This window comes from Solirubrobacter pauli (assembly GCF_003633755.1).
In the GTDB taxonomy this organism is placed as follows: domain Bacteria; phylum Actinomycetota; class Thermoleophilia; order Solirubrobacterales; family Solirubrobacteraceae; genus Solirubrobacter; species Solirubrobacter pauli.
In genome coordinates this window covers 1,090,320-1,101,909 of sequence record NZ_RBIL01000001.1, presented here as the reverse complement: position 1 = coordinate 1,101,909, position 11,590 = coordinate 1,090,320, and the positions used below count along the sequence as shown (strand labels likewise).

At 72.9% G+C, this 11,590-nt stretch carries 10 protein-coding genes and 1 other RNA gene; 9 read left to right on the top strand and 2 right to left on the bottom strand.

All coding sequences use genetic code 11. The features are described from left to right. The first annotated feature begins 64 nt into the window (after nucleotides 1–64). The 5 genes from C8N24_RS05120 to C8N24_RS05100 all read left to right on the top strand — a co-directional run bounded on the left by C8N24_RS05120 (nucleotide 65) and on the right by C8N24_RS05100 (nucleotide 4,549). Nucleotides 65–655 (top strand): TetR/AcrR family transcriptional regulator, encoded by a 591-nt coding sequence (locus tag C8N24_RS05120; RefSeq protein WP_170178854.1) that lies wholly within the window; start codon nucleotides 65–67, stop codon nucleotides 653–655. A 20-nt stretch (nucleotides 656–675) separates the two neighbouring features. Then, nucleotides 676–1,059, top strand: a transfer-messenger RNA (tmRNA) gene (ssrA, locus tag C8N24_RS05115). A 132-nt stretch (nucleotides 1,060–1,191) separates the two neighbouring features. Then, nucleotides 1,192–2,694 (top strand): arylsulfatase, encoded by a 1,503-nt coding sequence (locus C8N24_RS05110; RefSeq protein WP_121248636.1) that lies wholly within the window; start codon nucleotides 1,192–1,194, stop codon nucleotides 2,692–2,694. Between the two features lie 8 nt (nucleotides 2,695–2,702). Further along, nucleotides 2,703–3,638, top strand: a complete 936-nt coding sequence (locus C8N24_RS05105) for a formylglycine-generating enzyme family protein (RefSeq protein WP_121248634.1) — start codon at nucleotides 2,703–2,705, stop codon at nucleotides 3,636–3,638. Next, complete coding sequence (locus tag C8N24_RS05100) at nucleotides 3,635–4,549, top strand: haloacid dehalogenase-like hydrolase (RefSeq protein ID WP_121252945.1); 915 nt, start codon at nucleotides 3,635–3,637, stop codon at nucleotides 4,547–4,549. The genes C8N24_RS05105 and C8N24_RS05100 overlap by 4 nt, the downstream gene beginning before the upstream one ends. A 17-nt stretch (nucleotides 4,550–4,566) precedes the next feature. Here C8N24_RS05100 and C8N24_RS05095 read toward each other — a convergent pair whose 3' ends face one another. Then, nucleotides 4,567–6,684 carry an MMPL family transporter gene (locus C8N24_RS05095; protein WP_121248632.1) on the bottom strand — a complete coding sequence of 706 codons (2,118 nt, stop codon included), beginning with the start codon at nucleotides 6,682–6,684 and terminating at the stop codon, nucleotides 4,567–4,569. Between the two features lie 43 nt (nucleotides 6,685–6,727). Beyond that, a complete protein-coding gene (locus C8N24_RS05090; RefSeq protein WP_121248630.1) occupies nucleotides 6,728–7,081 on the bottom strand; it encodes an ArsR/SmtB family transcription factor in 354 nt (117 codons plus the stop codon). A gap of 214 nt (nucleotides 7,082–7,295) precedes the next feature. Here C8N24_RS05090 and C8N24_RS05085 point away from each other — a divergent pair, with 214 nt between their 5' ends. From C8N24_RS05085 to C8N24_RS05070, 4 genes are read left to right on the top strand one after another with little or no spacing between them, the layout of a single operon-like run. Then, complete coding sequence (locus tag C8N24_RS05085; RefSeq protein ID WP_121248628.1) at nucleotides 7,296–7,685, top strand: hypothetical protein; 390 nt, start codon at nucleotides 7,296–7,298, stop codon at nucleotides 7,683–7,685. After that, on the top strand, nucleotides 7,682–8,107 hold the full coding sequence (locus tag C8N24_RS05080; RefSeq protein ID WP_121248626.1) for a hypothetical protein: 426 nt from the start codon (nucleotides 7,682–7,684) through the stop codon (nucleotides 8,105–8,107). Before C8N24_RS05085 ends, C8N24_RS05080 begins: the two co-directional genes overlap by 4 nt. Nucleotides 8,108–8,143: 36 nt before the next feature. After that, entirely contained in the window at nucleotides 8,144–10,930 is a 2,787-nt protein-coding gene (locus C8N24_RS05075) for an AAA family ATPase (protein WP_121248624.1), read from the top strand. A gap of 40 nt (nucleotides 10,931–10,970) precedes the next feature. Beyond that, nucleotides 10,971–11,579, top strand: coding sequence for a rhomboid family intramembrane serine protease (locus C8N24_RS05070; protein ID WP_121248622.1), 609 nt, complete (start codon nucleotides 10,971–10,973; stop codon nucleotides 11,577–11,579). Nucleotides 11,580–11,590: the final 11 nt, after the last annotated feature.

Sequence of the window (11,590 nt, the reverse complement as noted above, 5' to 3'; positions counted from 1 at the left end):
TGAGAACTGACTCCAACTGTCTAAGTGGCAGTGACTGTCAGCTTAGGCGGTTAGGATTTTCGCTGTGCCAGACCCGCATCCGTCGCTCCGTGAACGCAACCGCGCCCGTGCGCGAGCGGAGATCGTCGCGGCGGCGCAGCGGCTCTTCCTCGCCCAGGGGTTCGCCGCCACCTCGGTCGAGCAGATCGCCGAGGCGGCCGGCGTCGCGCCGCGGACCGTCTTCCGGCACTTCCCGCGCAAGGAGGACATCGTCTTCCACCGTCACGCCGAGCAGGTCGGTCGGTTCGCGCAGCTGCTGGACGCGCAGCCCGCGGACCAGGGCGCGCTCGACGCGCTCGTCGGCGCGTTGCTGGCGATGCTGCGCCTGGACGACCCCGCATCGGACGGGACGATGCTGCGCGTGCTCGACCGCGAGCCCGAGCTGCAGCGTCGCGACGCCGCGCTGGTCGCCGACCACCACGCGGCGGTCGTCGACTTCCTGATCGGCCGCGGTGCGGACCCGCAACGCGCCGAGCTGCTGGCGGGCACCTTCATGGGGACGATGCAGGCCGCGCGCCGTCTGGTGCTGCTCCAGCCGGAGGTCCCGCCCCACGCGCACCTGGGCGCCGCCGTCGAGCTCCTCCGTGGACTCGACTGGCCCGCGCCGAGCGTCTAGAATGGGCTGTGCGACATCCAGGGGACGACAGGCTTCGACGTGGTCGGTTCGTGGGGTCGGTTGCGAGCCGGGGTGCTGGAGGCCCCGTTAAAAACCAGCACAAACACAAATGCGGACTCTAATCCCGCTCTCGTGGCCGATGAGGCCCACGAGTACGCTCTCGTCTAGCTGAAACTAGATTGAGCCTTGGCGCCCGAGGCCTACGACGGGATCACGCCGAGTAATAAGTAGGCTTGCCCTTCAGACGCTTGCCTGAGCCGATGAAGGGGACTTTTGATCAGGCTGGCCCTGACCAACCTTGCCGGTGTAGTTAGGGATGGGCGAGATCTAGATCACCGGATACGCTCGTAGACGTCGGCTTGACGCGACTGCGGACGCGGGTTCAATTCCCGCCGTCTCCACTTCAGCCGCCGCACAGGACACCTGTGCGGCGGCTTTTTTGTTGGCCCGGCGGGACCCGGCTCACCCACGTCGGACGAGGTGACGTCACCCGCCGTCTTGGGACGGTCCCTGCTCCTGAGCCGAGAGGGGGCGACGTGGCGGACAAGCCGAACATCCTGATCATCTGGGGCGACGACATCGGGATCTCCAACCTGAGCTGTTACACGCACGGGCTGATGGGCTACCGGACCCCGAACATCGATCGGCTCGCCGAGGAGGGGGTCCGGTTCACCGACGCATACGGTGAGCAGAGCTGCACAGCCGGGCGTGCCGCGTTCATCACCGGTCAGAACCCGTTGCGCTCCGGGTTGACCAAGGTCGGCTTCCCCGGGGCCGACATCGGCCTGCGGGCGGAGGATCCGACGATCGCGACGGCGCTCAGGCACGAGGGCTACGCGACCGGGCAGTTCGGCAAGAACCACTTCGGCGACCGCGACGAGTTCCTGCCGACGATGCACGGCTTCGACGAGTTCTTCGGCAACCTCTACCACCTCAACGCGGAGGAGGAGCCCGAGCACCCTGACTACCCGACCGACGACGAGTTCCCCGACTTCCGCCGGCGGTTCGGACCGCGGGGCGTGCTGCACACGTGGGCCAACGGTGACGGGACCCAGCGCATCGAGGACACCGGGGCGCTGACCAGGGAGCGGATGAAGACCTGCGACGAGGAGTTCCGGGACGCCGCGGTCGACTTCATGCGCCGCCAGCACGACGCCGGCACGCCGTTCTTCGTCTGGTTCAACACCACCCACATGCACTTCCGGACCCACACCCGCGACGAGGATCTGGGCCGGGCCGGGCGGTGGCAGTCGCCCTACCACGACACGATGCTCTACCACGACGAGATCGTCGGTCAGGTGCTCGACGAGCTCGAGTCGCTCGGCATCGCGGACAACACGATCGTCATGTACTCGACCGACAACGGCCCGCACATGAACTCGTGGCCGGACGCCGGGATGACGCCGTTCCGCAACGAGAAGAACTCCAACTGGGAGGGCGCGTACCGGGTGCCCGCGCTGCTCCGCTGGCCGGCTCGGGTCCCGGCGGGCCGGGTGCTCAACGGGATCGTCAGCCACAACGACTGGTTCGTGACGCTGCTGGCCGCGGCCGGGAACCCCGACATCGCCGAGCAGCTCCGGTCCGGTGCGGAGCTGGCCGGCACGACGTACAAGGTGCACCTTGACGGGTTCAACCAGCTCGAGTACTTCACCGGTGCGAGCGGAGAAAGTCCGCGCACGCACTTCTTCTACGTGTCCGACGACGGCGACCTGACGGCGCTGCGGTTCGACAACTGGAAGTTCGTGTTTCTCGAGCAACGGGCGGTCGGGACGCTGCGCGTCTGGTCGGAGCCGTACGTGGAGCTGCGCGTGCCACTGGTCTTCAACCTGCGCACCGATCCGTACGAGCGCGCGAACATCACGTCGAACACGTACTACGACTGGATGATCAACCACGCGTGGCTGCTGATCCCGGCTCAGCAGTACGTGGCGCAGATGCTGCAGACGCTCGCCGAGTTCCCGCCGCGGCAGGAGCCGGCGTCGTTCAGCGTCGACCAGGTGCTGGAGAAGCTCAAGACCGGCGCGGCGGGAAGCAGTTGAGAGCTCCGATGCATCACCCGGCGAGCCGCCGCCGGGTCGAGCTGCCGGGCGGCACGTTCGCGATGGGGTCCGAGGCGCACTACTCCGAGGAAGCGCCGGTCCACCGCGTCCAGGTGAACGCGTTCGCCATCGACGCCTATGAGGTGACGAACGCCCGCTTCGCCGAGTTCGTCGCCGCGACCGGGCACGTGACCGTCGCCGAGCGTCCACTCGACCCGGCCGACTTCCCCGGCGCGCCGGCCGAGAACCTGGTGCCCGGCTCGATGGTGTTCACGCCTCCGCCCGGCCCGGTCGACCTGCGCCACCTGAGCCAGTGGTGGACCTGGATGCGGGGCGCCTCCTGGCGAGCGCCCGAGGGACCCGGCTCGTCGGTCGAGGACCGCTGGGAGCACCCGGTCGTGCACGTCGCGTACGACGACGCCGCCGCCTACGCCACGTGGGCGGGAGCGCGGCTGCCCACCGAGGCGGAGTGGGAGTTCGCGGCCCGCGGCGGGCTTGAAGGCGCGGCGTTCACCTGGGGAGACCAGCCGCGGCCCGAGGGCCGCCTGATGGCCAACACGTGGGACGGGCCCGACTTCCCCTGGCGGTCCACCGGCGAGTCGGGGTTCGAGCGGACCGCGCCCGTCGGGTCGTTCCCGGCGAACGGCTTCGGCCTGCACGACATGGCGGGCAACGTCTGGGAGTGGACTGGCGACTGGTGGACGTCCCGGCACGCGACGGACGGCTGCTGCGTGCCGATCGACCCGCGCGAGGCCAGCCTGGACCCCGCGCAACCGCAGTTCCGGATCCCGCGCAAGGTGATCAAGGGCGGCTCGCACCTGTGCGCGGACACCTATTGCCTGCGCTACCGGCCCGCCGCCCGCCGGGCGCAGATGATCGACACCGGGATGAGCCACGTCGGCTTCCGCTGCGTGTGGCCCGTCCCGGCACCGGAGCGGACATGAGCGAACGACTGCCGGCGTGGCGTCCTGGTCCCACCCGCGACGCGGTCCTCGCCTTCCTGGATCGCAGCCAGGACATCCCCGTCGACGAGCGCGTGGCCTACGTCGACAACGACGGCACGTTGTGGTGCGAGAAGCCGACCTACGTCCAGCAGGACTTCTTCGTCGACGCGCTCCAACGGCGCGTGGCCGACGATCCGTCGCTCGCCGAGCATCCCGCGTTCGCCGCGGTCCTGAGCGGCGACATGGCGGCGATCGGGGCGATCGGCCTCGCGGAGGTCGCCGGCGCCCTCGCCGCGCTCTTCGACGGGCAGACCCCGGAGCAGTACGCCGGCGCGGTGGACGACTTCCTCGGCCGCCACCGCCACCGGACGCTCGAGGTCCCGGTCGACCGCGTGATCTACCGGCCGATGCTCGAGCTGCTCGCCGAGCTCCGCGCGCTCGAGTTCAGCGTGGGCATCGTGACGGGTGGCGGGACCGAGTTCGTGCGCCGGGTCAGCAAGCGCTTCTACGGCGTCGAGCCCGGCATGGTCGTCGGGACCCTGATCGGCTACCGGTTCGACCGCGACGACCGCGGCCGGCCGCTCGTGCGGCGGACGATCGCGCAGAGCGGAACGGCCAACGAGGGCGGGGCGAAGCTCGAGCACATCCAGGCTCAGGTCGGCCGCGCGCCGGTCCTCGCGATCGGCAACTCCGGCGGCGACCGCGAGCTGCTCGAGTGGGCGCAGACGAGCCCCCACGGCGGCCTCGCCGTCCTGATCGTGCACGACGACGCGGACCGTGAGTTCGCCTACACGAGCGAGGCCGCGACCTTCACGGACGCCGAGGTCATCACCGACGTCGCCGATCGCCTGGGATGGACCGTGGTCAGCATGCAGCGGGACTGGGCGACGATCTTCGTCGGCGCCGATTGACGCCGCGGCTCATTGGATCAGGCGTGTCCGAAACGGACGTCGGGGAGGATGCGGTCCAGGGGCTTGGGCAACCACCAGGCCCACTTGCCGAGCAGCCTCAGGGCGACCGGGACCAGCAGCAGGCGCACGAGGGCGGCGTCGAGCAGGACGGCGATGCCGAGGATCACGCCCATCTCCTTGGGCGGGAGCGGGCCGGAGAGGGCGAAGGTGAAGAACACGGCGACCATCACGGCCGCGGCGGCGAAGACGACTCGTCCGGAGTGCGCGACTCCGCCGACCATCGCTTCGCGCGGGTTGTGACTGCGGTCCCAGTGCTCCTTGGCGGAGGAGAGCAGGAAGACCGTGTAGTCCATCGAGATGGCGAAGACCATCGCGAAGAAGAACACGGGCGCCCAGGCGTTGAGGAAGCCCTGGGGCTCGAGGGCGAGCAGGCCGGCGAGGTGGCCTTCCTGGAAGATCAGGCGGGCCACGCCGAACGCCGCGCCGACGGCGAGCAGGTTGGTGAGCACACCCACGGCGGCGAGGATCGGGGCCTGCAGCGCGACCAGCAGCAGCAGGAAGCCGAGCGTCAGGACCACCCCGATCACCAGCGGGGTCTTGGCCGACAGCGCCTGCTCGAGGTCGTGGTTCTCGGCGACCGAGCCGCCGACCAGCGCGCCGGCGGGAAGGTCTCCGCGCAGGCGGTCGATCGTGGCGCCGACCGCCTTGTCCGACGGGTCCTGCGCGGGCACGACCTGCACCATCACGTTCTGAGCACGACCCGGCATGGCGGGCATGACCTGGGCGATGCCCGGGTCGGCCTTGGCGATCGCGGTCACGCGCGAGGCGTCCTGCGAAGGCGCGACGATCTGCAATGCGCCGGGCGCGCCCGGGCCGAACGCGTCCTGGACCTGGTCGTAGGCGACGCGTGAGCCGTCCTGCTCGGGGACGACCTTGATCGAGGGCATGCCGGTCTGCAGGCCGAACACCGGGATGGCCAGCGGGACCAGGGCAGTGACGGCGACCGCGCCGTACGCGAGCGGGCGGCGCCACAGTCGCTCGGCCCAGGCGGCGAAGCGCCGCGAGCGGTGCTCGCCGGAGTGCGCCCAGGGCAGCGCGAGCTTGTCGACGCGCGGGCCGAGCTTGGCGAGGACGGCGGGCAGGAGCGTGAGCGTGGCGGCGAGGATGAAGAGGACCGAGAGCATGATCCCGAGCGCCATCGAGCGGAACGCCGGCGACGGGACGAGCAGCACCGCGCTGAGCGAGATCAGGACCGTCAGGCCCGAGAACAGCACGGCCTTGCCGGCCGTGTCCATCGTCTCGGCGACGGCGTCCGCGGCCGAGCGCTTGGAGCCGAAGAACGCGCCGCGGAACCGCATGACGACGAACAGGGCGTAGTCGATGCCGAGCGCGAGCGCGAACATCAGCGCGAAGTTCATCGCCCAAATCGAGATGTCGAGCACCTGCGTGCCGAGGTACAGCGAGCCGGCCGAGGCGGCGAGGCCGAGGATGGTCAGCATCAGCGGCAGCCCGGCGGCGACAAGCGAGCCGAACGCGAGCAGCAGGATCCCGAGGGTCACCGGCCAGGAGATCAGCTCGGACTTCATCATCGCCGTCTTGTTGGCCTCGTTGAAATCCGACCACATGCCGGACGCGCCGGTCAGCGACACCTGCACGCCGTTCGCGGGCAGCTTGGCGAGCTCGGTCTTGAGGTCGTCGGCGGCGCGGACCATCTCGTTCGCGTCAGCGGCGGCGCCGGCCCGGATGATCGCCGTGTGCCCGTCGCGCGAGATCGACTGACCGGCCTGCGGGGCGACGACCTCCGTCACCCGCGCGTCGCCGCTCAGGACGCGTTGCGCACCGGCGACGACCGACTTGAACGCCGGGTCGGTCGCCGTCTTGTCGGTCGAGTGCACGACGACCATCAGCGCGGAGGACGACAGGCCGGCGAACTCGCGGTCGACGGTCTGGCGTACCTGCACCGACTCGGAGCCGGTGGCTTCCCAGCCGGCGCCGGACAGGGCGTGCTCGACCTTCGGTGCGAAGACGCCGAGGCCGACGGTGATGATCGCCCAGGTGAGGACGACGAACTTGAAGTGTGTGGCGGTCCAGCGGCCGAGCCGGCCGACGGGACCATACGTGGGAGAAAGAGGCATCAACGTGGGGAGGAGGGGGTGGGAGGGGTTGTGCAGACGCTCGTCATGTCGCGTCGCCGGCCAGCAGCCGGTCAAGACCGGCGACCTGCTGACGCAGACCACCGCACACCAGCTCGCAGAGCTCGAAGATCGAGTCGTCGGCGATCGAGCAACGGACGCGATTGCCGTCCTTGGTGCGGGCGAGGATGCCCGCCTGCGCCAGCACGCCGACGTGCTTGGAGACGTTCTGCTGGGACGCGCCGAGCACGTCGGTGAGCTCGGCGATGGTCATCGGCCCGTCGCGCAGCGCATCGAGGAGGCGGATGCGCATGGGCTCTCCGATCACGCGGAAGCGCTGCGCGATCAGCTCCACGAGCGCTTCCGGAAGCGGGTGAGGGATGGGAACGGCCTCGGTCATAACAACAACTGTACAACCGCACAGTTGTTTTCCAATCCCCAGTTGCTCCGCGCGACTACCGGTGCACCTTGAGACCGTCTCAGGGTGCGAAGACCAGGGTGCATGCCTGAGGGCGGGAGCCTCGGGGTGCACGACGCTACCGACCATGCTCCAGGCCACTCCCCGCCCTCGCTTCGCCCTCGATCGCACGCGCCAGCGCCGTCCACTGAGTGCGGTGCTGCCGACCGAGGACGTCGCGCCGCACGCCGCCTGGGCGGCCGACGCGCTGGTGACGGCCGCGCGCAGTGGGATGCGGCTCGAATCGCCGGACGCGTGGCGCGCGCACTTCGGCGCGCTGCCCGTGCCCGAACCCACGGCGCTCGTGCTGCGGCGCGGTGACACGCGGGTGCTGCTGTGCGCGTCCGAGGACGCGACGACCGTCCGGCCCGTGCTGGTCTTCGCCTCGGACTGCGCGCCGACGCCGCCGGACGGCGTCGAGATGCCCGGCGCGCGCGTGTTCATCCAGGACGGCGTGGCCGTCGTGTGGTCGCTCACGCGCCTCGGCTCGGTCGCGGGCGCGCTGGACCGCGCGCGCTACCTGGCCACCACGGTCACGGTGCCGTGACGCTCGCCGAGGACCTCGCGCTGCTCGCCCCGCGTGCGCCGGGCCTCGACGTGCTGCTCGCGGCGGGCGACGTAGGGGAGGTCCTGCTGGCCGGCGGCGCCCTCCCGCCCGACCCGTGCCACGCGATCCGCGAGCGCGTCGCCATGACGCGCGGCGCGCCCGGCGTGTCCGACGCGGGTGAGGCCCGCGCGGAGCTCGTCGCCGCGCTCGACGCCGGCCTCGAGCTTCCGTCCGCGCTTCCCTTGCGCCTCGGGGTGCTCGCCGCCCTCGCCAGCGCGGGCGGGATCGCCGGAGACGCGCTCGCGGGCCCGGCGCGTGAGGCGGCGCAGGACGTCGCTTCCGGCGTGGTGCAGCTCGTCGCCGACCCGGACGGCCTCGTCCCCGAGCTCGCCGACGGGCTGCGCCGCGTACTCGACGCGTAGCCGCGCGGCGCGTCCGCGTAGGATCGCGGGCGGCAAATGGACCCGTCCTCCCGCATCTTCGGTCGCTCGGCGGAGCTCCGGCGCGCGCGTGAGCGGCTCGCCGCGGCCGCGCGAGGCGACGGCGCGGTGCTGGCGGTGGTCGCCGAGGCGGGGATCGGCAAGACGGCGCTGCTCGAGGCGGTCGTCGGCGAGGCCCGCGAGCGCGGCTGGACCGTGCTGTCGGCGCGTGGCGCACGGCTGGAAGGCCAGCTCGCGTTCGGCGTGATCGTCCGGCTGCTCGCTCGCGCGGCCCGCGACGCCGGCGTGCTCGAAGAAGCGCCGGAAGCGGCCCGGCGCCTGCTGGACCCCCGCGGGGGGACGGTGCCCGACGACGACCCGTTCGCGACCTTGAACGCGGTCTTCTGGGTCTGCCTGGCGCTCGCCGACCGCGGCCCGCTGCTGCTCGTCGTCGACGACGCGCACTGGGCCGACGACGCGTCTCTGCGCGCGCTCGCGTTCGTGCGGGAGCGGCTCGACGGCCTGCCCGTGGCCGTCGCGCTCGGCCTGCGCCCAGGCGGCGCGCCCGTGCTCGGCGCGCTCGCCGACGATGCGCGCACCGAGCGGCTCGCGCTCGCTCCGCTCGGGCCTGCGGAGGGCCGGCGGCTCGTCGCGCAGCTCGCCCCGCAGGCCACCGACGCGCAGGTCGACGCGGCGCTCGCCGCCACGGGCGGCCATCCCTACTACCTCGTGGCGCTGGCCGACGAGCTCGCCGCCGTGCCGTCGGTCGCGCCGGAGGCCGTGGCGACGCTCGCCCCTGACGGCGTCGTCCGCCTCGTGCTCGACCGCGTGACCGCCGCGGGCGAGGACGCCGTCGCCGTGGCGCGCTCGGTCGCCGTGCTCGGCGCGGACGCCGAGGTCCGCCACGTCGCCGCCCACACCGGGTTGTCGGCGGACGCGGTCACGACGGCCGCGGATGCGCTCACCGCCGCGCACGTGCTCGGTCCGGGGCGACCGCTGGAGCTCGCACACGCGATCGTCGGCGCTGCGCTGCTCGCCGACCTGCCCGCCGGCCAGCGGGCCGCGTCCCACCGGCGCGCGGCGGAGGTGCTGCGCGCGGCGGGCGCGCCGCCCGCGCGGGCCGCCCAGCACCTGCTCGCCACCGACCCGCTCGGCGACCCGGACGTGGTGGAGGCGCTCCTGGCCGGCGCCGCCGCGGCACGGGGACCGGGCGACCGCGAGACGCAGGTCGCGCTGCTCGAGCGCGCGCTGGCGGAACCGCCCGGCGACCGGCGGCGGGTCGAGGTGCTCACCCGGCTCGGGATCGCCGAGCGGCACCTGATGCGGCCCGGAGCCCGCGAGCACCTCGAGGCCGCTCGCGCGCTGACGACCGAGCCCGAGGCCCAGGTCAACCTGCTGTTCGAGCTGGCGGCGGTCGCCGAGCTGGAAGGCCGGATGGCCGAGGCCATCGAGTGGCTGGAGGCCGGGCTCGCGCGGCTGGACAGCGACGGCGCGGACCGGGAGGCGCGGGCGGTGCTGGCGGCCAACGCCGCGGCGAGCCGCCTGATCGGGCTGGTGCCGGTCGGCGATGCCGTCCTGACCGACCTGGACGCGCGCTGGGCGGACCTGGCACCGGGAACGCCGATCGCCCGGCTCGTCGACGCCGTGCAGGCGACGGTGCGCGGCTACCGGCCGGGAGCCACGGTGACGCAGGTCGCGCCGTACGCGCGACGCGCCCTCGGCGAGCTCGTGCCGCGGGAGCTGGTGGAGCGACCGGCCTCGCTCGGGCTGCTGCCGGTCGCCGCCACGCTCGGCCTGCACGAGGAGGTCCTGGACGCGGTCGATCCCGCGCGGACCGCCCGGGAGACCGGCTCGTTGTGGCAGACGCTGGCGGTCACGACCTGGCGCGCGTTCGCCGGGTTGCAGGCGGGCCGGCTGGCCGAGGCCGAAGCCGAGGCGCTCGCCGCCGCCGACGGGTTCGGCGACGACCTGCCGGTCGGGCGGGCTGCCGCCGTGGCCATCCTCGCCCTGATCCTCGTGGAGCGGCGCGGCGCGCACGCGGCCGCCGAGGCGCTCGAGCGGCTCGGCGAAGGGCCGCTCGCGATCCCGCCGGTCATCCAAGGCCTGATGGCGCGCGCCGCACGCGCGCGGGTGGCCAACGCACTCGGCGACGCCCGCACCGCACGCGCGGAGGCCGAGGCGCTGCGGGACGCGATGGACGGCGCCTTCATCGAGCAGCCCGTGCACCTGCCGTGGCGGCGCGAGCTCGCGATCGCCCTGCGCCTCGAAGGCGATCCCGCCGCGCTCGAGCTCGCCGTCGCGCACCACGAGCTGTGCGTGGCCTTCGGCGCGCCCGCCGCCGTCGCCGACGCGCTGGTCGTGCTGGGCGAGACGGCCGCGGCCGACGAGCGCGAAGGCCGCCTGCGCGAGGCGGTCGAGCTCGCCGGGACGGCGGGCGTGCCGCTCGTCGACGCGCGCGCCCGTCTCGCCCTGGGCGGCCATCTGCGCCGCAGCGGCCGTCCCGGCGAGGCCCGCGAGCCGCTGCTGCGCGCGCTGGAGATCGCGTTGGAGTGCGGAGCGCTCGGCCTGCGCGCGACCGTGCAGGAGGAGCTCGAGGCGTGCGGCGTCCAGCCCGCGAGCGGTGCGCGGGACGGCACGCGCGGCCAGCTCACGCCGAGCGAGCTGCGCACCGCCCGCCTGGCCGCCGACGGGCTCACCAACCGCGAGATCGCCCAGGCGCTGTTCGTGACGCCCAAGACGGTCGAGACGCACCTGCGCGCGGCGTTCCGCAAGCTCGACCTCAAGAGCCGGCGCGAGCTGGCGGGCGCGCTGCGCCAGGCGGCCTGACTTGAGCTGTCCGTAAACGAGCTGCCCTACCGTGACGCGCATGGTGAGCACGACCCCCGAGGTGAAGGCCGACCCCCGCGTGCGCGGGTTCCTGCTCGTCGCGGCGATGGTCGCCGTGATGTGGGCGGTCGAGATCGTCGACGTGTTCGCGGGCGACCTGGACTCCGCCGGGATCCGGCCGCGCGACCCGGAAGGCCTCGTCGGGGTCGCCCTCGCCCCGGTGCTCCACGGCGGCTTCGGGCACCTGATCGGGAACACGATCCCGTTCCTCGTGCTCGGCGGCGTGATCGCGCTGTCCGGGCTCGCACGGGTCGCGGCGGTCACCGCCATCGTCGCGGTCGTCGGCGGGCTCGGGACGTGGCTCGTCGCGCCGGCGAACACGGTGCACATCGGCGCCAGCGGGCTCGTGTTCGGCTTCGCCGCGTACCTGATCGCGCGCGGGGCGTTCAGCCGCCGTGCGCTGCACCTGGTGGCGGGGGTGCTCGTGCTCTTCATCTACGGCGGCACGCTCGCGTTCGGGCTCGTGCCGACGCCGGGCGTCTCGTGGCAGGGGCATGCCTTCGGCGCCGTCGGTGGTGTCGTCGCGGCGTGGTGGCTGGACCGGCGGGCGTCGTCCTCCGACCGCGCGAACCGGCCGTCGTTCGCCTGACGGAGCGCGCT